Origin of the sequence: Allosphingosinicella deserti (genome assembly GCF_003012735.1) — a bacterium.
Taxonomy (GTDB): Bacteria; Pseudomonadota; Alphaproteobacteria; order Sphingomonadales; family Sphingomonadaceae; genus Allosphingosinicella; species Allosphingosinicella deserti.
In genome coordinates this window covers 77,830-101,898 of record NZ_PXYI01000011.1, presented here as the reverse complement: position 1 = coordinate 101,898, position 24,069 = coordinate 77,830, and the positions used below count along the sequence as shown (strand labels likewise).

General features: G+C 67.1%; 24 protein-coding genes and 1 tRNA gene. 11 read left to right on the top strand and 14 right to left on the bottom strand.

All coding sequences use genetic code 11. The annotated features are described in order from the left end of the window. Positions 1–21 precede the first annotated feature (21 nt). On the bottom strand, positions 22–816 hold the full coding sequence (locus tag C7I55_RS24535) for an outer membrane protein assembly factor BamD (protein ID WP_106515692.1): 795 nt from the start codon (positions 814–816) through the stop codon (positions 22–24). Between the two features lie 106 nt (positions 817–922). Between C7I55_RS24535 and C7I55_RS24530 the strand changes: the two genes are divergently transcribed. After that, entirely contained in the window at positions 923–2,125 is a 1,203-nt protein-coding gene (locus C7I55_RS24530; protein WP_106515691.1) for a glycosyltransferase, read from the top strand. Here the strand turns inward: C7I55_RS24530 and C7I55_RS24525 are convergent. Genes C7I55_RS24525 through yajC form a run of 4 tightly spaced genes read right to left on the bottom strand, consistent with a single transcriptional unit; the run spans position 2,075 to position 5,367 of the window. Continuing rightward, entirely contained in the window at positions 2,075–2,452 is a 378-nt protein-coding gene (locus C7I55_RS24525) for an Mth938-like domain-containing protein (protein WP_106515690.1), read from the bottom strand. The two genes, C7I55_RS24530 and C7I55_RS24525, sit on opposite strands and share 51 nt — an antisense overlap. A 1-nt stretch (position 2,453) precedes the next feature. Further along, positions 2,454–3,431: a protein translocase subunit SecF gene (gene secF, locus C7I55_RS24520; RefSeq protein ID WP_106515689.1), complete on the bottom strand. Its 978-nt coding sequence runs from the start codon at positions 3,429–3,431 to the stop codon at positions 2,454–2,456. A gap of 9 nt (positions 3,432–3,440) precedes the next feature. Next, entirely contained in the window at positions 3,441–5,027 is a 1,587-nt protein-coding gene (gene secD / locus C7I55_RS24515; RefSeq protein ID WP_106515688.1) for a protein translocase subunit SecD, read from the bottom strand. Position 5,028: 1 nt separating this feature from the next. Then, entirely contained in the window at positions 5,029–5,367 is a 339-nt protein-coding gene (gene yajC / locus C7I55_RS24510) for a preprotein translocase subunit YajC (protein WP_106515687.1), read from the bottom strand. A gap of 197 nt (positions 5,368–5,564) precedes the next feature. Between yajC and C7I55_RS24505 the strand changes: the two genes are divergently transcribed. Continuing rightward, positions 5,565–5,641, top strand: a tRNA-Pro gene (locus C7I55_RS24505). A 245-nt stretch (positions 5,642–5,886) separates the two neighbouring features. Continuing rightward, positions 5,887–6,033 carry a hypothetical protein gene (locus C7I55_RS28330; RefSeq protein ID WP_158266575.1) on the top strand — a complete coding sequence of 49 codons (147 nt, stop codon included), beginning with the start codon at positions 5,887–5,889 and terminating at the stop codon, positions 6,031–6,033. A gap of 52 nt (positions 6,034–6,085) precedes the next feature. Here C7I55_RS28330 and C7I55_RS24500 read toward each other — a convergent pair whose 3' ends face one another. The 3 genes from C7I55_RS24500 to C7I55_RS24490 form a co-directional block, all read right to left on the bottom strand. Beyond that, the gene (locus C7I55_RS24500; RefSeq protein ID WP_106515686.1) at positions 6,086–8,677 is read right to left on the bottom strand and encodes a DUF2339 domain-containing protein; all 2,592 of its coding nucleotides are present in this window, start codon (positions 8,675–8,677) and stop codon (positions 6,086–6,088) included. Between the two features lie 73 nt (positions 8,678–8,750). Beyond that, positions 8,751–10,442 (bottom strand): hypothetical protein, encoded by a 1,692-nt coding sequence (locus tag C7I55_RS24495; RefSeq protein ID WP_106515685.1) that lies wholly within the window; start codon positions 10,440–10,442, stop codon positions 8,751–8,753. Between the two features lie 81 nt (positions 10,443–10,523). Then, on the bottom strand, positions 10,524–12,185 hold the full coding sequence (locus C7I55_RS24490; RefSeq protein ID WP_106515684.1) for a hypothetical protein: 1,662 nt from the start codon (positions 12,183–12,185) through the stop codon (positions 10,524–10,526). A 114-nt stretch (positions 12,186–12,299) separates the two neighbouring features. Between C7I55_RS24490 and hslV the strand changes: the two genes are divergently transcribed. Both hslV and hslU read left to right on the top strand, forming a co-directional pair. Then, positions 12,300–12,848: an ATP-dependent protease subunit HslV gene (gene hslV, locus C7I55_RS24485; RefSeq protein WP_106515683.1), complete on the top strand. Its 549-nt coding sequence runs from the start codon at positions 12,300–12,302 to the stop codon at positions 12,846–12,848. A 90-nt stretch (positions 12,849–12,938) separates the two neighbouring features. Then, positions 12,939–14,240, top strand: a complete 1,302-nt coding sequence (hslU, locus tag C7I55_RS24480; RefSeq protein ID WP_106515682.1) for an ATP-dependent protease ATPase subunit HslU — start codon at positions 12,939–12,941, stop codon at positions 14,238–14,240. 69 nt (positions 14,241–14,309) lie between these two features. Here the strand turns inward: hslU and C7I55_RS24475 are convergent, their stop codons facing one another. Next, a complete protein-coding gene (locus tag C7I55_RS24475; protein ID WP_106515681.1) occupies positions 14,310–14,525 on the bottom strand; it encodes a hypothetical protein in 216 nt (71 codons plus the stop codon). Between the two features lie 179 nt (positions 14,526–14,704). Between C7I55_RS24475 and C7I55_RS24470 the strand changes: the two genes are divergently transcribed. Together C7I55_RS24470 and C7I55_RS24465 are read left to right on the top strand one after the other, a co-directional pair. Further along, positions 14,705–15,013, top strand: coding sequence for a glycine zipper 2TM domain-containing protein (locus C7I55_RS24470; RefSeq protein ID WP_106515680.1), 309 nt, complete (start codon positions 14,705–14,707; stop codon positions 15,011–15,013). A 128-nt stretch (positions 15,014–15,141) separates the two neighbouring features. Next, entirely contained in the window at positions 15,142–15,990 is an 849-nt protein-coding gene (locus C7I55_RS24465) for an MBL fold metallo-hydrolase (protein WP_106515679.1), read from the top strand. Between the two features lie 71 nt (positions 15,991–16,061). Here C7I55_RS24465 and C7I55_RS24460 read toward each other — a convergent pair whose 3' ends face one another. The 5 genes from C7I55_RS24460 to C7I55_RS24440 all read right to left on the bottom strand — a co-directional run bounded on the left by C7I55_RS24460 (position 16,062) and on the right by C7I55_RS24440 (position 19,768). Then, the gene (locus C7I55_RS24460; protein WP_106515678.1) at positions 16,062–16,928 is read right to left on the bottom strand and encodes a hypothetical protein; all 867 of its coding nucleotides are present in this window, start codon (positions 16,926–16,928) and stop codon (positions 16,062–16,064) included. A gap of 134 nt (positions 16,929–17,062) precedes the next feature. Then, positions 17,063–17,530 carry a hypothetical protein gene (locus C7I55_RS24455; RefSeq protein ID WP_106515677.1) on the bottom strand — a complete coding sequence of 156 codons (468 nt, stop codon included), beginning with the start codon at positions 17,528–17,530 and terminating at the stop codon, positions 17,063–17,065. A gap of 15 nt (positions 17,531–17,545) precedes the next feature. Continuing rightward, positions 17,546–17,761, bottom strand: coding sequence for a hypothetical protein (locus C7I55_RS24450; RefSeq protein ID WP_106515676.1), 216 nt, complete (start codon positions 17,759–17,761; stop codon positions 17,546–17,548). Then, the gene (locus C7I55_RS24445) at positions 17,761–18,027 is read right to left on the bottom strand and encodes a hypothetical protein (RefSeq protein WP_106515675.1); all 267 of its coding nucleotides are present in this window, start codon (positions 18,025–18,027) and stop codon (positions 17,761–17,763) included. Before C7I55_RS24445 ends, C7I55_RS24450 begins: the two co-directional genes overlap by 1 nt. A 112-nt stretch (positions 18,028–18,139) precedes the next feature. Beyond that, the gene (locus tag C7I55_RS24440; protein ID WP_146151137.1) at positions 18,140–19,768 is read right to left on the bottom strand and encodes a M23 family metallopeptidase; all 1,629 of its coding nucleotides are present in this window, start codon (positions 19,766–19,768) and stop codon (positions 18,140–18,142) included. A gap of 237 nt (positions 19,769–20,005) precedes the next feature. Here C7I55_RS24440 and C7I55_RS24435 point away from each other — a divergent pair, with 237 nt between their 5' ends. The 4 genes from C7I55_RS24435 to C7I55_RS24420 all read left to right on the top strand — a co-directional run bounded on the left by C7I55_RS24435 (position 20,006) and on the right by C7I55_RS24420 (position 23,987). Further along, the gene (locus C7I55_RS24435; RefSeq protein WP_106515673.1) at positions 20,006–22,531 is read left to right on the top strand and encodes a helicase-related protein; all 2,526 of its coding nucleotides are present in this window, start codon (positions 20,006–20,008) and stop codon (positions 22,529–22,531) included. After that, complete coding sequence (locus tag C7I55_RS24430) at positions 22,524–22,820, top strand: RNA-binding S4 domain-containing protein (RefSeq protein WP_408640631.1); 297 nt, start codon at positions 22,524–22,526, stop codon at positions 22,818–22,820. The genes C7I55_RS24435 and C7I55_RS24430 overlap by 8 nt, the downstream gene beginning before the upstream one ends. Before the next feature lie 29 nt (positions 22,821–22,849). After that, positions 22,850–23,188, top strand: a complete 339-nt coding sequence (gene fdxA, locus C7I55_RS24425; RefSeq protein WP_106515672.1) for a ferredoxin FdxA — start codon at positions 22,850–22,852, stop codon at positions 23,186–23,188. 262 nt (positions 23,189–23,450) lie between these two features. Beyond that, the gene (locus C7I55_RS24420; RefSeq protein ID WP_106515671.1) at positions 23,451–23,987 is read left to right on the top strand and encodes a CarD family transcriptional regulator; all 537 of its coding nucleotides are present in this window, start codon (positions 23,451–23,453) and stop codon (positions 23,985–23,987) included. Positions 23,988–24,069: the final 82 nt, after the last annotated feature.

Here is a 24,069-nt window from a genome sequence, read left to right as displayed (position 1 = left end):
GCCATTGGCCGACTCGTCAGATCAAGCCGCAGGCGCGGCGGGCGCGTTCTTTTGCACCAGCTCGTAGGCGCGCTCATACCATTTGGTGTTCGGATAATTGGCGCCGAGCACCGCCGCGGACTTGCGCGCCTCGTCGGGGATGCCGAGGGCAAGGTAGCTTTCGGTGAGCCGCATCAGCGCCTCGGGCGCATGGCTCGTCGTCTGATATTCGTCGACCACGGCGCGAAAGCGCTGGACCGAGGCGAGCCATTGGGCCCTGCGCTGATAGAAGCGGCCGACCTCCATCTCCTTGCCGGCCAGATGATCGCGCACGAGATCGATCTTCAGCCTCGCGTCCGATGCGTAACGCGTGGTCGGATAGCGGCGGACCAGCTCGTTCAGCGCATCCAACGCCTGGCGGGTGATGCTCTGATCGCGGGTCACGTCCTCGATCTGCTCGTAATAAGCCAGCGCGATCAGATAATGGGCGTAAGGCGCATCGCGATTGCCCGGGTGGATCGACAGGAAGCGGCGGGCGGATTCGACCGACTTGGTGTAATCGCGCGCGGCATAATAACTGAACGCGCTCATCAGCTGCGCACGGCGCGCCCAGACGGAATAGGGATGCTGGCGCTCGACCTCGTCGAACAGCGCCGCGGCGACCTGATATTGGCCGCGGTCGAGCCGGGCCTTGGCCTCGCCGTAGAGCGTGTTGACGTCGCGAGCGACATATTGAGTGTCGGCACGGGTCTTTTTGCCCCCGGCGCAGGCGGCAAGGGGAAGAACCATGGCCAGCAACATTGCGGCGGCGATCGGACGTGCGGAGGGACGGAGCATGGAGGGCTTCTTAGCGGAGGGTTCGGCCGGGGCCAAGCAGATAGCGGACGGGTTGCCCGGCGGCGCATGAACGCCGGTTTAATGGTTCGCGGATAGGGGGAAAGCGATGCTCCGCGTGCTCACTCTTTCGACGCTTTTCCCGGACCGGAACAGGCCGACCTTCGGCGTGTTCGTGGAACGGCAGACACGCGCTTTGGCTGCGCTCGCGGACGTCGAGGTGCGCGTCGTCGCCGGTGTCAGCCTGCCGCCCTGGCCGCTGTCCCTCCATCGCCACTATTCAGGTCGCCGAGCCTTGCCGTCACACGAGACCCTGGACGAGCTCGACGTCTATCGGCCGCGCTTTTGCGTGCTGCCGCGGCTCGAGCCATTGTCCGGGCGTGCCCTGGCCCGCGCGGCCTTGCCGTTGCTGCGCGCGCTCCGCCGAGAGTTTCCGTTCGACGTCATCGATGCCGAATTCTTCTGGCCAGACGGGGTCGCCGCCATGCACATCTCCGAGGCGCTCGGCATTCCCTTCTCGATCAAGGCGCGCGGCAGCGACATCCATTATTGGGGGGCGCGGCCGACGGTACGGCGCCAGATGGTGGAAGCCGCGCGCCGCGCCGGAGGATTGCTCGCGGTCAGCGCCGCGCTGAAAGCGTCGATGACGGCGCTCGGCATGCCCGAGGACAAGATCGCTGTGCACTATACCGGTATCGATCTCGACCGCTTCGCGCCGATCGACCGCAGCGCGGCCAAGGCGGCTCTGGGCGTCAAGGGTTCCCTGCTGGTCAGCGCCGGTGCGCTGATCCCACTCAAGGGGCAGAGGTTGGTGATCGAAGCTCTCGCGGCACTGCCCGATGCGACGTTGCTGCTCGTCGGCGACGGCCCTGATCGGCCCGCGCTGGAGGCTTTGGCCGCCGCGACGGGCGTCGCATCGCGAGTTCGGTTTCTCGGCAACCGCCCGCATGCGGAGCTGCCCGCCCTCCTCGGCGCCGCCGACGCGATGGTGCTGCCCTCCGCGCGCGAAGGGCTCGCGAATGTCTGGGTAGAGGCGCTCGCCTGCGGCACGCCCCTGATCATCACGGACGTCGGCGGCGCCCGTGAGGTGCTTCGAGATGCCGCCGCCGGCCGACTGGTACCCCGCGACGCCTTGGCGATCGCGGCGGCGGCGCGGGCGCTGCTCGCCGGTCCGTCTGACCAGGAGCGAATTCGGGAAAGCGTCTCGGCGTTCAGCTGGAAGAGGAATGCGGAGACGCTTCAAGAGCATCTCCGCAGCATATCAAGACAGCGGCATCAACGCGGCGACGATCCAGCGCCCTTCGGCGCGTAACACCCCCCAGGTACGGGCGGCGGCGCGGCTGTCCATCACTTCCACGCCGATCCCGCGCGCTTCGAGCGCGCGCACGAAGGCGCGGGGCGGGAAGGCGATACCCGGTCCGGTGCCGAGCAGCACGAACTCGGGCGCGGGATCGAGCGACAGGATCGGATCGACATCGGCTGGGGTGAGCTCCGCTACGGCAGGTGGGCTCCAGGCCCAGGCGGCAACCGGGCTCAGAAAAGCCGCGCGATGGACGGCGCCGTCGATCGAGAAGCCGCCGTCCCGGAAACCCTGGACCAGCGGCCCTTCGGCCGAGGGGTCGCGGTCCAGCCGCGCCATCTCAATAGCCTTCGTTCGGAGTCGCTACGCGCTCGCCGCCCTTGGCGGCAGAGCCGGTCGTGTGCTTCGGCAGGAAGCTGTCGCCGCTGACCCCGAGCCAGACCAGGATCGGCGAGGAGATGTAGATCGACGAATAGGTGCCGACAAAGATGCCGAGCAGGATCGCGATCGTCAGCCCGAAGATCACCTGGGGCCCGATCAGCAGCAAGGCGAGCAGTGCGAACATGATCGACAGCGAGGTCACCATCGTCCGCGACAGCGTCTCGTTGAGCGAGAGGTTGAGCAGCGGCACGATCTCCATCTTGCGGTATTTGCGCAGATTTTCACGGATCCGATCGTAAATCACCACCGTGTCGTTGAGCGAATAGCCGACGATGGTCAGGATCGCGGCGACGACGTTCAGGTTGAACTCGAGCTGGGTCAGCGAGAAGAAGCCGATTGTCATGCAGACATCGTGGAACAGGGTCACGAGCGCGCCGACGCCGAACTGCCACTCGAAGCGCAACCAGATGTAGATCGCGATCCCAAGCATCGCGAGAGCGACCGAGATCGCGCCCCATTTGTAAAGCTCGTTCGAGACCTTGCCCGACACGCTGTCGACCGTGAACTTGGCGTCCGGATGCTTGGCGGCGATTGCGGTGCGCACCTGCGTGGCGACGCGGGTGGCCGCACCCTCACCGCCCTCATCGGGCAGGCCCATCCGGATCGACAGGGTCTGCGGGTTGCCGAATTCCGTGATGCTGGCGTCGCCGACGTTGAGGCTGCTGACCGTCCCCCGCACTTCCTCGAGCGGTGCGGTCTGGTCGAACTTGACCGTGATCATCTGGCCGCCGACGAAGTCGACGCCCAGGTTGAGGCCGCGAACGGCAACCAGCGCGAGCGAGGCGACGGTGACGATGATCGACAGCACCAACGCGACGTTCCGCCAGCGCATGAAATCGAGGTTGGTGTTGTCGGGTACGAGCTTCAGGAGGCGCATCGGGCGATCCTAGATATGGAGTTCGCGGGGCCGAGTCCGGCGCGCCCACAAAGCGACGAGCATCCGGGTGACGTTCACCGCAGTGAAGACGGAGGTGACGATGCCGATCATCAGCACGACGGCGAAACCCTTGATCGGTCCGGTTCCGAGCACGTACATCAGCACGGCCGCGATCACGTTGGTGATGTTGGCGTCGAAAATTGCGGTGCTGGCCTCGCGATAGCCGGCCTCGAGCGCGTCCATCACCCTTCGCCCGGCACGCAGTTCCTCGCGGATGCGCTCGTTGATCAGCACATTGGCGTCGACCGCTGCGCCGATCGTCAGCACGAAGCCGGCGATACCCGGCAAGGTCAGCGACGCGCCGATGATGGACATGATCGCCAGGATCATCAACGCGTTAAGCACCAGGCCGATCGTCGCATAGACCCCGAACCGTCCGTAGGTGATCAGCATGAATAGGATCACCGCTGCGGTCGCGGCCATTGCGGCGATGCTGCCCCAGTAGATCGAATCGCGGCCGAGCTCGGGCCCGATGCTGCGCTCCTCGATCGTGCGAAGCTCGATCGGAAGCGAGCCCGAGGCGAGCTGAACGGCGAGCTCGTTGGCGGTCTGGACCGTATAGCTGCCGGCGATCTGCGCCTGGCCGCCGAGAATCGGCTCGTTGATGTTCGGCGCCGACAGCACGACGTTGTCCAGGATGATGGCGAAGGGTTTGCCGACATTCTCCCTGGTGACCCGGCCGAATGCCTTGGCGCCGCTCGAATCGAAGGTGATGCTGACCACCGGCTGGTTGTTCTGGTCGTAGCTCTGCTTGGCGTCGATCAGCTGCTCGCCGGTGACGATGGCGCGGCGCTTGACCGCCATCGCGCCGCCGCCCTGCATCGGCAGCACCTGGCTGCCGACGGGAGCGCGGCCCTGGGCGACCTGCTCGGGATTTGCAGTCAGATCGACCAGTTTGAACTCGAGTCGAGCGGTCTTGCCGATCAGTTTTTTGAGGCCCTCCGGGTCCTGCAGACCGGGAACCTGCACCAGGATCCGCTGCTCGCCCTGGCGAATCACGGTGACCTCCTTGGTCCCGCTCGGATCGACGCGATTGTAGACGACCTCGCGGGCGCTATCCATCGCCGCCTTGAGCCCCTGATCGAGGCCCGCCTGGGTCGGCGTCATCACGATCCGGTTCTGGTCTAGGACGTCGACGTTCCAGTCGCGCGGGCCGAGGCCGGCCGGCTGGGTCTGGCGACGCGCAAAGTCCACGGCGGCATCGACCTGGGCGGGATTGCGCACCATGAAGCTCAGCCGGCCGCCGGCAGTCGAAATCTCGCCGATCTCGATCGGCGGCGACTCACGGCGGAGCCCGACGCGGACTCGCTCCTCCATCTGCTCCAGCCGGGTTTTGGCGAGATCGCTCGTGTCCGCCTCCAGCAACAGGTGGCTGCCGCCGGCAAGATCGAGGCCAAGGTTGATCTGCGCGCTCGGCAGCCAGGCTGGCCACTTCGCCACTTCGCGTGCCGGAACCAGGCTGGGGACCGCGAACAGCACACCGATAAGGCAGATGAGACTGATGCCCCAGACCTTCCAACGGGGAAAATCGAGCATGTCAGTCGTTCGCCGGCTTGGTGCCGTGGGGACGGACCTCGCTCAGCATCCCCTTGATCACGCGCACGCGCACGTTCGGCGCGATTTCCACCTCGACCTCGGTCTCGTCGACCTTGGTGACCTTGCCGATCAGGCCGCCGGACGTCACCGCGATGTCGTTCTTCTTGACCGCGGCGATCATGTCGCGGTGCTGTTTCGCGCGCTTGCTCTGCGGGCGGATGAGCAGGAACCAAAAGGCGATGAAGATGAGAAGAAGGGGCGCCATGGACACGAATTGCGCCATGAAGGCTCCGCCTCCTGAGGCGGCGCCGGTCGATGCGAATGCAGGCGATGCGAACATGGGATCTTACCTGGTGAGGGATCGGTGCTGGAACAAGCATCCGGAAGAAGTGGCGGGCGGTTAACATGCGTTCGCCCCCCTGCGCAAGGACGGCCGCCGGGGCATCCCGTTCGGGAGCAATGGGATTCAGGCGCTTGCCATCGTCTCCCGCCGGGCTTAGAGGCGCGGCTTCGGGGCCCGAACAGGGTTCCACCGGTCGGGGCGTAGCGCAGCCTGGTAGCGCATCACACTGGGGGTGTGGGGGTCGGAGGTTCGAATCCTCTCGCCCCGACCATTTTTCATTCGTGATCCGGCGAAAGACTCGGTGCTGATCGGCCGGGACCGGCTGCACAGATCGCGGGTCCGAAGCAATCAGACCGGCAAGGATACGCTTCCCTGACTAAGTATTCGTTTGGCGGCGATTCGCCCACGGATCTGGCCCCGCGTCGCACTCGGGGCACGAGATCGTTCGTTCAGGCTTGCCGCCACGGTTCCGCTGGGACACGAGGCCGCTCTTCGATGTACGAGGCTACACAGGCAATGGAACGTTTTCTCCGCGCGATCGGCTTTGATTACACACGGCGTGTTCACGCCAAGCGCATCTTCCAGAGCACGGATTGGCTGTTCTGGGGCGCCGTCGTCGGCCTCGTCGTGGCGATCGCTGCGGCGTGGAAGCTGTTGGCGTGACATCGATGGGCGCCGGAGACCGGCACCCCAGCCGATCGATCACGCGCTTGGACTAAACGGAGCCTGCCGCTCCGGCGCCAGGACCCGGTTCGGCCTCCGCCCGCAGCACGCGGCCATAGAGCAGGCCGATGCCGATCAGGCCGACCCCCAGTCCGAACAGCGACAGGATCCGCAGCAAGCCGGTCAGCGCGGCCGCATCCAGTCCGAACACCTTGACGATGGTCACGGCCAGCAAAGCGAGCCCGGCAATCCGCACCGGCTTGTCGGCAAGACGGATGCCGCCGACGATCAAGGCGAGCGACAGCAGCAGTGCGGCAAGCGAATAGGAATAGGATTCGCCCTCCCCCACCGTCGGAGCGGTGAGGATCGCGCCCTGGAACGCCTGCCGCACCAGCAGCATGACGCCGAACAGCAAGGCGGCGAGCGCAAGCGTCAGCCACAGCCCGGAACGCGCCTCGTTGCCGGCGACGCGGCGCGCGCGGTACAGCCACCAGGCGCTGAGCAGATAGGCCGGCAGGACGAGATTGAGCAGCGGCAGCGATCCTACCGATTGCACGACGAACACCGGATTGTGGATCATCATGTCGAACCAGACCAGCCGCGCCGCAGCCAGTCCGGTCAGGGCGACGGCCGCCATCCAGCGCTGACGATCGCTCAACAACGGTAGGGGCAGGCGCCGATGGCAGATCGCCCACCCGGCGACGAACAGCAATTGGTTGAGCACGGTGCGCTCGGCGAGGCCGCGGGCGATGAAATCCTCCGGCCCTGCCAGCGCGAACATGTGCTTGTAGAGCAGATAGGCGACTGCACCCGCGGCAAACCCGCCGGCGGCAAGCGCGACCCGTGCGAGGCGCTCGGATTTGGCAAGGAGGCGCCACGCTGCAAGCAGAATGAGCGCCGCCGGCAACAGCACGAGCAGGCCCTGGCCCAAAGGCGGCAGATCGTCGACAAGCGCGGGATCGCCGGAAAGTGCCATGGCCGAAGCGGCCCAGAGGTCGAAGACCCGCACGGCGCTCCACACAAGGCCGGCGAGGGTGCCGACCGCGGCGAGGCCGGCGAGCCCGCGATCGCTGGTGCGTTGGCCGGCAAGCGCGATGCAGAGTCCGATCAGCATCCAGAAGGTCCCGACGAGATCGAGGGGAAGCAGATCCACCCCGGCGATGGCGAGCAGCAAGGCGCCCGTGCCGGTTGCAAGCACGCTCGGCGCATCCGCTTTGCCGTCGCGCTCGATCGCACGGCGGCTCCAGGCGAGGAAGATCGGACCGAGCGCGAGCGCGGCCATCAGCAAGGCCCAGCCGGGACGAACGAGCAAATCTCCCTGGCAGAGCCGTAGGATCAGTACCGGCCCGGCAAAGCCGGTTGAGGCCACTGCCACCGAGATCCCTCGGTCGCGGCCGCGGAGCGCACCGACGAGGCCGCCGCCTGCGAACACCAAGGTGATGCCCGCCGCGATGAAGCGCAGCATCGGATCCGGCAGGTCGATCGCCTTGATCAGCAACAGCAGCAAAGCGAGCGTCAGCGCCAAAGCAGGCAGAAGCCGATTTTCGGGCGTGCGCGCTGCAAGGACCAAACAGCCAAGCGACAAGACTGCAAAGAGGCCCCAGGCGGGAAGGCCGAGATCGAGGCGGCCGACCAGCAGGGCAAGTTCGACGAGGCCGATCGCAGCGGGGCGCAGCATGGCGAGCCGCCGCTCCTCCCCCGCTTTGACCAGGGAACCGCCGAAGCTCAGCAGCACGATGAAGACGCCGGCGGGCAAGGCGTGGCCCGGGGCCATCGTCGCCAGCACTGCGGTCCAGGCGAAGCTCAGCACCACGGCGCTAACGGCGAGCCAGCCCCAGCCGCGCCGCCCCGCGATCACGAACAGGGCGATGTCGAGCAGGGCGAGATAGGTGAGCAGGGGCACCGACGAGTCGCTCGGATTGCCGACCAGCAGCGGAGTCGCGAAGCCGCCGGCAAGCCCCATGACGGCGGTCGCCGCGCCGTGGCGCAGCGACAATAACAAAGCGGCGACCGTGATCGCGCTCATCAGCGCCAGCGCGGTCTGCGCCGAGATCAGGCCATAGAGGATCTGGCTCCCGTAAGCGGCGGCGTAGAAAACCAGGACCCCGGCGCCGACCAGCGATTGCGCGACCCGCGGATCGACCACCTTGCCGGGCCGCCAGCGCGCGAACTCGCCGGCGCCGACCAGAGCGGCGCCGAACAAGGCCGCAAGGATCATCCGCACGGCCGGCGTGATCAGGCCGATCGAATAGCGGACCAGGAACACGCCTGCGACCGCGAGCGCGATGCCTCCGATCCAGATGAGCAGCCGCCCGCCGACCAATTGCTCGAACAGGCCTCCGACATTTGGCCGGTTCGGAGCGGAACTCTCCTGCTCCGCGGCCTTCGTCTCGCGCGCCAGCATGGACGGGCTCGGCGCCTCAGGCAGCCTTTCCCGAGAAGGTGGCGAGACTGCAACGCGTTCGGCGGCGGGCTCGGCTGCCGGTGCCCGGACAGGCTCGGCGCGGCGAGTGGCTACTCGAGGCGCCTCCACGGACGCACCCTCGCGAAGCCACTGAACCTCCCGCTCCAGTGCGCCAATCCGCAAATGGAGGCGATAGACGAAGGCCGCGAGCGCGATCAGAGCGAGGAGGAGAAACCCCATCACCCTTGCCTACAGCCGCCAACGCGACCTGTCAGCCCATCCCTGTCTCCCATCGAACAGCCGAGAACCCAGCCTAGAACAAGGCGATCGCCATCCGATCGAGGCTCTCGCCAGCCCAGGCCCGCTGCGCCCGCACCTGATAGGCCTTCCCGGCGTCGGGATTGCCGAGCTGGAATTCGACCAGACCCAGGGTCCACAAGGCGATCCCGTCTTCCTGAAACATGCCGAGTGAGGCGAGCAGCTGCCGCTTGGCGCCTTCGGCATCGCCGGCCTTCAGCATCGCCGCGGCCAGGCTGCGGCGTACTCCGTACCAGAAAGGCGGCGGATCGAATTGCAGGCCGGCGTCACCCTGCTCGACCATCGCCGCGCGATAGGCGGTGACGGCCGCGGCGAAGTCGCCGCGCAGCATCGCCGCGCGTCCTTCGAGCACGTTCTGTGCGATGATCGACAAAGCAATGCCTTCCGGGCCCAATGCGCGTCCGTCCGGACCATCGAGCAGCGTCGCGATCGCCCGCGCCTCCTCGCTCACCCGCGCAGCATCGTTGTTGCGGGCATGAGCTTCGCCGCGCGCATAATGCCATGCCGCCGTGGCGAGCGCGTGCACGTCTCCGGACCAGCCGGTGGCCGGCGGCCGCGTCGCGAGCACGGCCTGCACCGGCGCATGCCGCCCGTAGGCAAAATAAGGCGCTGCATAATGGGCGGCGCGGATCCGGAACAACGGGTCCTTCGCTTGAAAGCGGTCGTTGAACAGCTCGGCGACCTCGATCGCATTGTGCGCGTCGCCCCGCATCAGCGCGGCTTCGATCGCATAATGATGATCGTGGGCATAGAGGTAACGGCGATAGGCCGAGAAAACGGGCCCCTGCTTCTCGTAATCGCCATAAGCGTCGATGGCTTTTCGGTTGGCGGCAACCGCGTCGGCGAACCGGCCATTGTTGTAATATGTGTGCGACGCCATGTGGATCAGGTGGCTGGCCCCCGCACCGCTGTCGGCCAACCTGTCCGCATAGGACAGAGCGAGCGTCGGCCGGTCGACGATGTCGGAGAGATGGATATAGAAATGGATCGCCGCCTTGTGCTGCGGGTTGCGGCGGAGCACCGTTTCGAGCCAGGATTGCGCCTGCTGGAGCGGCGCGACGGTCGCCGCCCAGCGGACGATCTGCGCGTCCGAGGCAAGAACGAGGATGGCATCCTCCCCGGGAAATTGTTCGGCGAGGGCCGCCATCGCGCGAACATAGCCTTCATTGTCGAAGGCGCTGCCGCTGGCCGGCGCGCGGGTGACGATCGCATTGACCAGCCCGCGATCGCGCGGCCCGAGCTTTCCCGCCCGCGCCAGAGCGCGTTGCGCGGCCGCTGAGGCGGAATCGACGTCGACATAAGGCGGCTGAAGATTGAGCGTCGGCGAGCGCGCCAGCGCCTCGCCCCAATGGCAGAGCGCGCACCCCGGATCGAGCCGCTGCGCCTCACGGAAGTTGCGGATCGCCTCCGCCTCGTCATAGGTCCAGACGAGCCGCAGCCCCTGCTGAAACCACGCCTGCGCATCGGCATTGGCCGTGTCGGCCTGCAGCTTGGTGTCGTAGTTGAAGTTTTTCAGCCGGAACGGCTTCGCAGGCGCGCTGCCGCCACCCTGTTCCGCCGCGCCCGAAACGCAGCGGGCGAACGCACCGCCCGCCCGGAACCGCTCCGCCCGCTCAAGCGCCTGCACCGGCAACGTGGCCGCCAATGCCGCGAGCGCGACGCTCGCCCCCCGCAACGTTCCGCTCATTGCCATCCCCCCATGTCGCTGGAACACAAGGTAAACACGCCAGGAGTGGCCGCAACAGGGACTCGGTCGGAAACGGACCGATCAGATGCTGGTCAGCGGCACTCCCTCGACATTGCCGCTCCAGGCGGCCTTGGCCCCGGCGAGGTGGCGCGCGGCAAGGTCGGGATGGCCGAGCGCCTGCTCGGCGCGCGCGAGAGCGAGCAATGCCAGCGGATCGCCGGGCCAGCGTTCCAGCGACGCGATCAGCTGGTGCTGCGCACCTTCGGCGTCGCCTCCGGCGAGCAACGCCGCGGCGAGGCTGCGGCGGACGGGATACCAGAAAGGCGGCGGATCGAACCCGAAGTGGCCACCGGCCTGGAGCTTCATCGCCTTGCGAAAAGCCGCGGCTGCAGAGGCATGATCACCGTCGAGCATCTCGGCGCGGCCTTCGAGCACATGCTGCGCCAGCGTGACAAGCGCTTCGACGTTCGCGCCGCCGAGCGCCCGTCCGTCCGGCCCGTTGCGGAAGTTCGCCATCGCGGCGGCCTCACGGCGCACTGCAGCGGCATCACCGGCCCGCGCATGCGCCTCGCCCCGCGCGTAGAAGCGCATGGTCCGCATCAGCGGATCGCGCGGTTCGGGTAGCGCCAGCACGTCGGCGATCGGCGCGTGCAGCCCATCGGCATACCAGGTCGAGGCACGGATAATCGCCCGCCAGCCACTGTCGCCGCTCTCCGGATAGCGGCTGCGATAATCGGCGGCGACTTCCCGCGCCGTTGCGCCATCGCCGCGCATCAACGCCGACTGGATCGCGAAATGGCCGTCATGGGCATAGAGCCCCACCCGGTAATCGGATTTGGCGGGCCTGGCCCTGGCGACGAAGGCGCGGTCGGCTTCCATCGCGGCGAGATTGACCTCCGCCGCATCCCGATACCGGCCGACACCGAAAAAGGTGTGGGACGGCATGTGGACCAGGTGGCTCGCAGCCGGGGCCAGTCTGCCCAAGCGCTCGGCGTAAGGCTCGGCCAGCGCCTGCCGGTCAAGGAAATCGGTGAGGTGGATGTAGAGGTGGATGGCCCCGCTATGATCGGGATTGCGGGCAAGCACCGCCTCCAGCCACCTTTGCCCGTTGGAGCCCGGCTTCGGCGCGCGTTTGGAGATCACCATCTCGGAATCGGCCGCGATCACCAGCACTGCGTCGTCGTCAGGGTAGAGGCGCGCCAGCGTCGCCATGGCCTTCGCATAGCCCTTGCCGTCGAATATCCTGCTTCCGCGGGTGCGCAGCACCATCGCATCGATCAAGGCACGCTGCTTCGGGCCGAGCCTTGCGGACAACGCCTGCGCCCGACGCGCGGCGAGCGAAGCCTTGCCGAGCTCATCGATGCGGGGCTGCAGGTTCAGGGTCGGCGATCGCGCCCAGGCTTCGCCCCAGAAGCAGAGGGCGCAATCGGGCGCCAGCGCCTGCGCACGTTCGAACGCCCGGATCGCTTCGACCTCGTCATAGGCCCAGATCAGCCGCACGCCCTGATCGAACCATCGCCGGGCCTCTGCATTGTCCGTGTCCGGCGCGATGCCGACATAGCCGAGCCCGTCGATCAGCACCGGAGCGCTCTCCCCACCGGCCCCGGCAGAAGAAGAGTCCGGCGGGGCGCAAACGGGCGCCGCGACCGTTTCCGCAGCGATCCGCTCGCTATTCTGGCCGGCGCTCGCCGGCAGCGCGGCCCCTGCCACAGCGGCGGCAATGACGAGATTGCGTGTACGCACCGATACTCCTTTGGCTTGCCTACGAGGCTAAGCGGTTCCGGCGCGGGTGGGAAGGGACGTTGCGCGCGCTCGAACCCGCTCCCACATGAGCGGCAATTACGAGCGGGAGTTACCATGGAAAGCTGGCACGGGACGACGATCCTGGCGGTACGGAAAAATGGCAGAGCGGTGATCGCGGGCGACGGACAAGTGTCGCTGCAGCATACCGTGATCAAGCCGAATGCGCGCAAGGTCCGTCGCATCGGCAACAGCGCGGTGATCGCCGGGTTCGCCGGCGCGACGGCCGACGCCTTTACCTTGTTCGAGCGGCTGGAGCGCAAGCTCGAGCAGCATCACGGACAGTTGATGCGCTCGGCCGTCGAGCTCGCCAAGGATTGGCGGACCGATAAATATCTACGAAACCTGGAGGCGATGATGATCGTCGCCGACAAGGACGTCACCCTGATCCTCACCGGCAACGGCGACGTGCTGGAGCCGGCGAGCGGTGTCGCCGCCATCGGTTCGGGCGGCAATTTCGCGCTCGCCGCGGCCACTGCGCTCTACGGCTATGAGGACGATCCCGAGACGATCGCGCGCAAGGGGATGGCGATCGCTGCCGACATCTGCGTCTACACCAATGGCAATCTGACGGTGGAAGTGATCGAGGAGGCGGCCGCCGCCTGAACCGGAGACGGCGCCGGTCGGCGCCAAGCTTGATTCCTCCTCCTCCGCAGCCATCTAGCGGACGAGCAATACGGGCTGATACATCACCACATGAACGACAATCTTACCCCCAAGGCGGTGGTCGCCGCACTTGACGCCCACATCGTCGGCCAGACCGAAGCCAAGCGCGCGGTCGCGGTTGCGCTCCGCAATCGCTGGCGCCGTCAGCGCCTGCCCGATGGGCTGCGCGAGGAAGTGACACCGAAGAACATCCTGATGATCGGGCCGACGGGCTGCGGCAAGACCGAGATCTCGCGGCGGCTGGCCAAGCTCGCCGACGCGCCGTTCGTCAAGGTCGAGGCCACCAAGTTCACCGAGGTCGGCTATGTCGGCCGCGACGTCGAGCAGATCGCACGCGACCTGGTCGAGGAAGCGGTGCGGTTGGAGAAGGAGCGCCGCCGCGTCGCGGTCAAGGACGCCGCCGAGCAGGCGGCAATGGACCGGCTGCTCGACGCCCTGACCGGCAAGGGCGCCAGCGAAGCGACCCGCGAGAGCTTCCGCCAGCGCTTCCGCGAAGGCCATCTCGACGCTAGCGAGGTCGAGCTCGAGGTCATCGAAGCGCCGGCAATGCCGTTCGACGTGCCCGGGATGGGCGGGCAGGTCGGCATGATCAACCTGTCCGACATGATGTCGAAGGCGCTTGGCCAGCAGAACAAGAAGCGCCGCCGGCTGAAGGTCCGGGAGGCGTGGAACCGGTTGGTCGAGGAAGAAGCCGACAAGCGGCTGGATCAGGACGACGTCACCCGCACCGCGCTTGCCGATGCCGAAGCGAACGGCATCGTTTTCCTGGACGAGATCGACAAGATCGCAGTGTCGGACGTGCGCGGCGGATCGGTCAGCCGGGAAGGCGTGCAGCGCGATCTGCTGCCGCTGATCGAAGGCACCACCGTGGCCACCAAATACGGGCCGATGAAGACCGATCACATCCTCTTCATCGCCAGCGGCGCCTTCCACGTCGCCAAGCCTTCGGACCTGCTGCCGGAGCTTCAGGGCCGTCTGCCGATCCGGGTGGAGCTGAAGGCGCTGACCGAAGAGGATTTCGTCCGCATCCTGTCCGAGACCGAAGCCAGTCTCAGCGAGCAATATCGCGCGCTGATCGCGACGGAGGGTGTCGAAGTGACGTTCACCGACGACGGCATCCGTGCGATCGCCCGCATCGCCGCCGAAGTGAATTCGGCGGTGGAGAATATCGGCGCGCGGCGGCTTTCGACCGTGCTCGAGAAATTGCTGGAAGATGTCAGCTATGAAGCGGCCGAGCGCTCCGGCGAAACCGTTACCGTGGACGCGGCCTATGTCGACGCTCAGCTAAGCTCGATCGCCCGCAACACTGATCTGAGCAAGTACGTGCTCTAAACTCCAAGGTCCTCCCCGAACGAGCTCGGGGAGGACCTCTCCGCCTCGACGGTTGGCGAGGCTCAGCGATCAGTGGTCGCGCCCGTCCGTCGGGTTGATGCCGCCGGCGACGCCGCTGTCATTGTCGATGTCGCCTTCGACCGAGTTGTCGCCCTTGATCAGCTCGGCATCGGTCCTGGTATCCCCGGCGAAGAGCCCCTTGGACTGGCTGATGCCGGGGTCGCGCTCGAGATCGTCCTGCAGGTCGATGGGGGTTTCGTCCGGGCGCAGATGCTTGTTGCTCATGTCACTCTCCTTCGCCGTCCAAACGCGCATCGGCAACGGCGGTTCTGCGCTGTCTTGGCGGTTCGCGACGAGACGACGCCCGCCTGCTCCCACCTGAACCGATCGTTGTTTTAGGTTAATGAAACTGCATCCATAAGGGCAGCGTTGGACCGGATAAGAAATCAACCAGTGAGGAACCCATGCGTAAAGTCACTCTTGCCCTGATGGCCGCCACGATGGCCATGCCCGTCATGCCCGCCGCTCCGGCCTTCGCCCGTGGCGACGATGGCTATTACCAGGGCCGCACCTGGCGCGACGGCCAGGGCCGCCTTCGCTGCAAGCGCAAGAACGGCACGACCGGACTGATCGTCGGCGGCGCCGCCGGCGCCCTCGCCGGCCGCGCGATCGACACGCGCGGCGAGCGCACCACCGGCACCGTGCTCGGCGCCGTCGCCGGCGCGCTGGCCGGCCGCGAGATCGACCGCAACCGCGGGCGCCGCTGCCGCTAAGCCTACCGATGTTGTAACGCGTACCCGAAGCGGGGCGTCCTGGCGGCGCCCCGCTTCTTTTTTGCGCTTGCCCGGAGCCTGTTTGCTCAGGCGGCGTTGCCCGCCTCGAAACGACTGGAGGCGCGGCGATGCGGATACATCACCTCAATTGCGGGACCGACTGCCCGTTCGGGGGCGCCTTCTTCGACGGGCGCAGCAAGGGCCTGACCGGACGGCTCGTCTGTCACTGCCTGCTGATCGAGACCGATGACGGCCTGGTGCTGGTCGACACCGGCTACGGCCTGAGGGACGTCGACCATCCGCACCGGCAGCCCGATCCGCGAATCACGCGGACGATGCGCAGCCTCCTCAACATCAAGCTCCGCGAGGAAGAGACGGCGATCCGGCAGATCGAGCGGCTCGGCTTCTCGCCGGCGGACGTTCGCCACATCCTTCTCACCCATCTCGATTTCGATCATGCCGGCGGGCTCGAAGACTTCCCGCATGCAACCGTCCACCTGATGGACGCGGAGTTCAGCGCCGCCACCGGCCCGCGCAAGGGGTTCGTGCCGCGCAACCGCTACCGGCCGGCCCAATATAACGAAGTGGAGCACTGGCGGCGCTACGCCGGAAACGGCGAATCCTGGTTCGGCTTTCCGGCTGTCCGTGCCCTCGAGGGCCTGCCGCCGGAGATCCTTTTCGTGCCGCTGCCGGGGCACACCTGGGGGCATGCCGGCATCGCCGTTCAGACCGGCGACGGCTGGTTCCTCCATGCCGGCGACGCCTATTTCTACCGCGGCGAAATGCGCGGCCCGAAGCGCAAATGCACGCCGGGTCTGCGCGGCTATCAGACGATGATGGAAGTCGACCGCGACGCGCGCCTCGCCAACCAGGAACGCCTGCGGCAGCTTTCGGTGGAGCATTCGCGCGAGGTAAGGATCATCTGTGCCCATGATCCGGTGGAGTTCGAAGCCTGTTCACAAGGCCGGGCGCTGTGATTCGCGCGGCTGAAGCGGAGGGCGTCATCCTGCCCGATCCTGTTCGAGACGGATCCTAAGAAAGGGCCCGGTCAGAAGACCGAGCCCGATGTCCGGACCAGGCCGCCGGGCTCAGCCCTCGCTGCCGCCGTTCCGCCGCTGCTGCCGCCCGATGCCGAAGCGCCAACGCCATCGCCCGCGGCCTTGCGCCGGCCACCGCTCTTTGCAGCGCCTTTGGCTGCCCGTTTGGGCGCGGTCTTGGCCGTGCCCGCATCGGAGCTTCCGGTCGAGCCATTCGCTCCGGAACGGCCACGGCCGCCGGAAGAAGTGGCGCTTGCACTCGTCTTGGTGGCGCCGCCGCTTGCGGCTTTGGCACGTGTCTTCGTGCCGCCGCCGCTGGACGTGGTGGCTGCGGGCGCGGATTCCGGCGGCGGGGAGACGGCCGACTTCCCGCGCCTGGCGGCGCCGGAACCGGTCTTGGCCTTGGTCGAGCGGCTGACGCTCGCGGCAGGCTTGCGAGCACCGCTCCCACCCTTGGCCGGAGCCGTGCTCCCCTTGCTGCTGGTGGACCCGCTGGATGCGGAGTCGCTCTCGCTCTCCCCGACGGATAGCAATCTGCGGACGGCGTCGGTTGCGGCCGAGACGATTGCCGCACCGATCTTGCCGGCGCTGTCCGCGGCGGCGCCGGCGGTATCGAGCGCATCATTGCCGGCGTTGCGCACCGTCTTGCGAACCCTGGCGTTGGCGGTGAGCGCCGCAGCCGCGGCGACCAGACCTGCTGCCATCATCGAGCGCGCGACCGGATTTTGCGCGAGTTCGGCGGCCCGCTGGCCGGCTTCTTTCAACGCGTCGGGGAAAACCGCGCCGGACGTCCAGCTGCCATCCTTGTCGGAGCCGGTCTTGTCCGAGCCTGTCTTGCCGCCCGATTTCTTGTCGTCGTCGGAGTTCGAGTTCGCCATGCTCAGTCCCCATTGTTGTAACTGATGCGTAACAGACGAGCGGCGCCGCGAACAGTTCCCTCGGGCGCGGAACGGAGCCGATCTCCCCGGGCACCTATGCACACGGGGAGTAACAGATCGCCTTCAGCCGGGCGTCAGTCGCTTTCGCGCTCGAACTCTTCGGCATCCGATCCGGGCGCTGGCTCGTCTTCGGCATATTCGCTGACGCTGCTCGTGCCATCGAACATCACGCCGCGGCCGCCGCCTTGCTCTTCATCGTAGCGCTCGCCGCGCGACTGGCCGCGCGGCGCCCGGCCGATCTCGCTGCTGTCCTCCGAACGTCCGCCTTCGCTCAGGTCGCCGCCCGCGAGCCCGGATTGACTGCCCTGGGCGGGCTGGCCGTCGCGCTGCAGGGTGACGTTCTGCGATTTGCCGTAGCCGCCGGTCCCGCTCGATCCGCCGGCACTGCTGCGATCGCTGGCAGTAGTCCCGCCGCCGACCGGCTCGGCCTGCCGCTGGTCCATGCTGCCGCCGAACTGCCCCGAACCGCCGCCGGACTGGGAGGATTGCAGGTCGCTTCCGCTCAGCGGCGCATTGTCATTGGTGTCGTTGTCGTTCGCCATGTTGCTTCTCCTGTCCTATTCGCCGACGTCTTCGGCGCGGCCGAGATCGTCGTACCGATAGCGTGTTCCATCCGGCGCAACCGCGTCCCGGCCGGGCTGAACCACCGGCTGTGAATCGTCGCCGCGGCCCTTCTCGGCTTCCAGGCTCTCGGGAATTTCGTGATGCCGCGCTTCATCGCTGCCGGGCGTGGGGTGGCCGGTGCCGGCCTCTTTGTCGTAACCGCCGGCCATCAGACGCCCTCGTCCGGATCGATCGGACGGTCGACGGCCTGATCGATGGTCCGGGGGCCGCCGACCGGCTCCTGCCCCGCGCCGGTCATCGGATCATCGTCATAATCTTCGGAGGGATTGCCGCCGCCGCCGGCGCCGGAGCCGCTGCCATGGACTTCGCCGCTCTGGGGATCGAAGGTCGCAGGCCGGCCGCGCTCCACCTCGGCCGCACCGGGAGGGCTTTCGGCCGGGCTTCCGCCGCCCGTATCATTTACAGTGTCCGTCATTTCGGAGCTCCTTTGCCCCGAACAACGTCCCGTCTCCGGCGGCCGTTCCAACAGTGATCACGGTCGACGTCGCCGGCGTGCCGGATTGCTCCGGGACAACGCCGAAACGGCGTTAGAGCGCCTTCTTCCTGGCAACGGCCTGTGCCGTGCGCATCGGCGTCTTCGTCACCGAGGCTGCCGCACGGACGACGCCGGCGGCCGGCTTCTTCGACGCAGCACCTGCGGCGGGTTTCGTCGGCGACAGGTCCGCGGCGCGGAAGGTGCCGCCGATCGGCGTGCCGAGCAGGCCGCGCAATTTCTGGCGGAACCCGGCAAGCTCGGTGCCGCTGAGCTGGGAGCGGCTGACGAAGGTGACGCTGGCCGGATTGACCGCGACCCCGTTCTTGTAGAGCTCGTAGTGAAGGTGCGGACCGGTCGACAGGCCGGTCGAGCCGACATACCCGATCACCTGGCCTTGCCGCACGCTCGCACCCGGACGCACGGCAATCCGGCTCATGTGCGAATAGCTGGTCGACAGGCCGGACGTGTGGGCGAGTTGAACGCGCTGTCCATGTCCGCCGGCCCACCCTGCCGAAGCGACCTTGCCGTCGCTGGCCGCCAAAATCGGCGTACCGTAGCCGGCGCGGAAATCCATGCCGCGATGCATCCGGGAATAGCCGAGGATCGGGTGGCGGCGCATGCCGAAGTTCGACGAGACGGTGCCGGAAACGGGCCGGGTCAGGGTCCCGGTGGTGCGGCCGACGCCTTCCGCCTCGAACCATTGCAACTTGCCGTCCTGCTCCCATTGCAGAAGCTGGAGGTCCTTGCCGCTGGCGCGGTTGAGGCCGGCGAACAGCAGGTCGCCGGTCTGGGTCTCGCCAGTGGCGGCACGCTTGTGCTCTAGGATGATGTCGAAGCGGTCGGAACGCCCCAGCGAGGCGATCTCGGTCTTCCCGGCGATCGCGCGAATATAGGCTTCGACGGACTTTGCCGGGGCGCCGAGCGCACGGGCCGAGCGATAAAGGCTGTCGCCGACGCTGCCTTGAATGCGCAGCGGCGTCGTGTCGACGGCGATCGGAGTCCGCTTGACGACGTAATCCTTGGCCTTGCGAACGATCTCCAGCTTGAGATCGAAGCGGGCACGAAGCGCCAACGACTGCAGCGGCCGGGAGGCCGAGCGATTGGTCCGCCGCCCCAGAACGATCTGCATCGCCGTCCCGGGCTTGAGCTCGTCGACGGGTACGATGTCGCCGATGAGTTCGGCAACCTTGTCCGCTTCGGCTTGGGCAATGCCGGCGCGGGTCAGGGCGCGCGCAAAGCCGTCGCCTTGGCCGATGGTAGCAATCAGATTGAGGCTCGGCCGTTCCGGCGTGTCGAGCAGTTGACGCACCTTCTTTTCGTTGGGCGCCATGCGGCGGCCGGTGTCGGCACCGAGCGCCAGCGGCGAGATCGCCTGCGCGCGCGCCTGGTCCCAGCGCTGATCGGACAACGGCTTGGCGTTCGCGACCGCGATCGGCTCGAAGCCCGGTGCGAGGGAGATTGCGGCGTAGCACAGTGCGGCGCAGGTCGCGACGCCGCGGAACCAGGTCAACGAACCGATCGACTCCCCGAGGTCGACGACCAGATTGAAACGGCGGCCCTGGGGAGCCTCGTCCCGGCGAACGCCGAAGCTGCGCGAGCGGTGCAAGGCCGCATCGGCGCTGAGCGTTGCGGCCGCGCCGCCTCCGGCTCCGCCGGTTCCGAAAGTGTTGAATTGATACAAAACGCGTCCCCGCGGCCAAACACCATGCCCGATGCGGCGAGAGCTCGGCCGATCGGCCATGCCCTTCGCGTCAGGCCCGGCGACTCTGCGGAAACACAGTTAAATCAACATTAAGCCGCTGGTACGGGCCCGCCTCGGGTGCGGCGAAGCGTCGGCTGGAGCCGATGAGCCGTTGAATCGTTTGCCCGGTTCACGCAGGTCATTGCGTCTGCCGGCGGGAGGGCCGATCTAAATCCCATGAGTCAGTTCGCGCGGGCCCCGCTTACCGCCATCCTCGGTCCGACCAATACGGGCAAGACCCACCTCGCGGTCGAGCGCATGGCGGCTCACTCGTCGGGCATGATCGGATTCCCGCTGCGCCTGCTGGCGCGCGAAGTCTATGATCGCATGGTCAAGCTCAAGGGCGCGAACCAGGTCGCCCTCATCACGGGCGAGGAGAAGATCCTGCCGCGCGACGCACGCTGGTTCCTGTGCACCGCTGAATCGATGCCGATGGAGCGGGATTTCGCGTTCGTCGCGCTCGACGAAGCGCAGCTTGGGGCCGATCCGGAACGCGGCCATGTGTTCACCGATCGCATGCTCCATGCCCGCGGCCGCGAGGAGACGATGATCCTGGGCTCCGAGGCGCTGGCCCCGATGGTGCGGGCGCTGCTGCCAAAGGCGGAGATCATCGGGCGGCCGCGCTTCTCCACGCTCTCTTATGCCGGGCCGACCAAGCTCTCGCGCCTGCCGCCGCGATCGGCGATCGTCGCCTTCTCCGCCGAGCAGGTCTACGCCGTCGCCGAGATGCTGCGCCGGATGCGCGGCGGCGCGGCGGTGGTGATGGGCGCGTTGTCCCCGCGCACCCGCAATGCTCAGGTCGCCATGTATCAGGCCGGCGAGGTCGATTATCTCGTCGCCACCGACGCGATCGGCATGGGTCTCAACATGGATGTCACCCATGTCGCCTTTGCCGGCCTCTCCAAGTTCGACGGGCGAAGGCGGCGGCGGCTGACCCCGGCCGAGATGGCGCAGATCGCCGGACGTGCCGGACGCCACCAGCGCGACGGAAGCTTCGGTTCGATCACCCTCGAAGGCGAGCTCGCCGCCGAGTTTCGTCCCGAGGAGATCGAGGCGATCGAGGAGCATCGCTTCGCGCCGCTCGACCATCTTTACTGGCGGGAGGGCGATCCCGATTTTCGCAGCACCGAGGCGCTGATCCGCTCGCTGGAGCGGCGGCCGACGTCGCTCGGTCTCCGGGCCGCGCCCGAGGCGATCGATCTCGCAGTGCTGAAGCGGCTTGCCGAGGATCCAGAGATCGCCGCCCGCGCGAAGGGCGAGGAGCGGGTCCGCCGCTTGTGGGCGGCCTGCGGCCTGCCTGATTTCCGCAAGACCGGCCCGGAACACCACGCACGCCTGGTCGGCCGCATCTATCTGCATTTGAGCGAGGGCGAAGGTCGGATCCCGCAAGGCTGGTATGCGAGCCAGGTCGCCGCGCTCGACAACGTCCAGGGTGACATCGACACGCTTGCCGACCGTATCGCCGGCGTGCGGACCTGGGCCTATATCGCCCACCGCGCCGATTGGCTTGCCGATCCGGCAACGATGGCCGAGCGCACGCGCGAGGTCGAAGAGAAGCTTTCGGATGCGCTTCACGAGCGCCTCACGCAGCGCTTCGTCGACCGCCGCACCTCGGTGCTGCTGCGCGACATCGGCCGCAAGGGTGCCGGCGAGTTCCCGGTGATCGTCGACGAGCAGGGCGAGGTCACCGTCGGCTCGTTCCCGATCGGGCGGATGGAAGGGTTCAGCTTCGAGGTCGATCCGACCGCCAAGCACGCCGATCGCAAGATGCTGCTGGCCACCGCGGAGCGGCGGCTCGGCGGCGAGTTCGAGAAGCGTGCCTCGGCCCTTGCCGCCGACACGGACGATCACTTCTCGCTGCGCACCGAACCCGGCCAGGCGGTGGCGATCCTCTGGCGCGGGCACGAAGTGGCGCGGCTCGGCCCCGGCAAGAACCTGTTGTCGCCGCGCCTGCTGATCGATCGCCGTCTCGACCGCCTGTCCGAGCGGGGCCGTTCCACCGTGTCTTCCAGGCTCGATGTCTGGTTGCGCCATCAGGTCGAACGCTGGCTGGCACCCTTGCGCGCGGCGGGCGCGGCGGCGCAGGATCCCACCTGCCCGCCTGCCATCCGATCGATTCTTGCGATGCTCGTCGACGAGGGCGGCATCGTCGCCCGCGAGGCGGTCGCGAAGCCGCTTGCCGCGCTGGAGCGCGATCAGCGCAGGCTGATCACCCGCCTCAAGGTCCGAATCGGCGCGCTCGATCTGTTTCTTCCCGACATCCTGAAGCCGGAGCCGCGCCGCTGGCGGACCGCCTTGCGCACCGCCTGCTCTGGCGGATCGATGCCGCTGCTTCCGCCCGAATCCGCCGTCGTCCTGCCGACTCCGAACGAGGCCGAGCGCAAGCTGCTCGGCCGGCTCGGCTACCGCGCGCTCGGTCCGCAGATGGTCCGCGTCGATCTCGTCGAACGGCTCGCAAAGCGCGCCTTCGAAGCCCGGGCGGGCAAGGCGGAGACCTATGTAGACCAGGCGCTCACCGTCTCGCTCGGCCTGCAGCCGCAGACCGTGGCGAAGTTGATGCGGGATCTCGGCTTCCGCCCGACGGCACCGAAGCCGGGCGAGCAGGAAGGCTGGGTGTGGCGCGGCCATGCCCGGCGCCGGCCCGAGCCGCAGGCCGATCCGAGCCATGCTTTTGCCGCTCTTGCGGGCTTGCGGCGTGGCTGACACGCTGAGGCTCGACAAATTCCTGTGGTTCGCGCGGATCGTGAAGACCCGGTCGCTCGCCCAGAGCCTGGCCGAGGAAGGGCATCTGCGGCTGTCCGGACGGATCATCGACCGCGCCCATGTGCCGGTGCGGATCGGCGACGTCCTCGCCTTCGCCGTGCACGGCAAGGTGCGGGTGCTCAGGATCGACGCCCTCCCAGATCGGCGCGGCCCGCCGGCCGAGGCGCGGGCGCTGTATACGGAGGTGAACGAAGGCTCCCCGTTGACGAGCGAAGGCAGCGGCGACTAGAGCCGCTCCCGTACAGGGAGTAGGAAGTCATGACTTACGTCGTCACCGATGCGTGCATCCGCTGCAAATATATGGACTGCGTGGAAGTGTGCCCGGTGGACTGCTTCTACGAGGGCGAGAACATGCTCGTCATCAATCCCAACGAGTGCATCGATTGCGGCGTCTGCGAGCCGGAATGCCCGGCCGAGGCGATCCTGCCCGATACCGAGGCCGGCCTCGAAAAGTGGCTGGAGGTCAACTCCACCTACTCGGCGGAATGGCCGAACCTCACCCGCAAGCGCGAATCCCCGGCCGATGCCGACGAGCACAAGGGCGAGGACGGCAAGTTCGAGAAATATTTCTCGGCCGCGCCCGGCGAAGGGGACTGAGTCTCCCTTTCGCGAACGCGGCTCAAGCCTCTGTCCATCAAGCAATCCCGGACTGTCTCGCGACTGGACGGGAATCGACCACGGCTTGCCTAAAAGAGTAGCTTTTCAGCACTCTTCATGATATATGCTGATCATCGGAAGGCGATTGCGTGCAAGCATTCGCGTGTAGTGATCGATTCAGGCAGGCCGCAAATGGCATCCGGATTCGTTGGGGAGGCGATCCGGCATCCCGCGTGCCAATTCCATAGGAAGGTCGAAATAGATGGCAGCGAAAGCGTTGAGCTTCGACGTTGGCGATTACGTGGTTTACCCCAAGCACGGCGTTGGCCGTGTCATCGAATTGCAGAGCACGGATATCGCCGGCATGCAGCTCGAGCTTTATGTGCTGCGCTTCGAGAAGGAGCGGATGACGCTCCGCGTCCCCACCAACAAGGCCGAAAGCGTCGGCATGCGCAAGCTCTCGTCCGACAAGACGATGCAGGAAGCCCTCGCGACCCTCAAGGGCAAGCCGAAGGTGAAGCGCACGATGTGGTCGCGCCGGGCCCAGGAATATGAAGCGAAGATCAATTCGGGCGACCTCGTGTCGATCGCCGAAGTGACCCGCGATCTGTTCCGCGCCGACGATCAGCCGGAGCAGAGCTATTCCGAGCGTCAGATCTTCGAAGCGGCGTCCAGCCGCCTCGCCCGCGAGCTCGCGGCGCTCGAAGGTCTCGACGAGCCCAAGGCGCTCGACAAGATTCTCGACATCCTCAACAAGGCTGCCGCGATTTACAACAAGGAAAAGGTGGTCGAGGCCTGAGCCTCTTCACCACTGCACTCCACAGAGAGGCGGTCCGGCAACGGGCCGCCTCTTTTTTGTGTCCCGGCCACGGCCGACACGT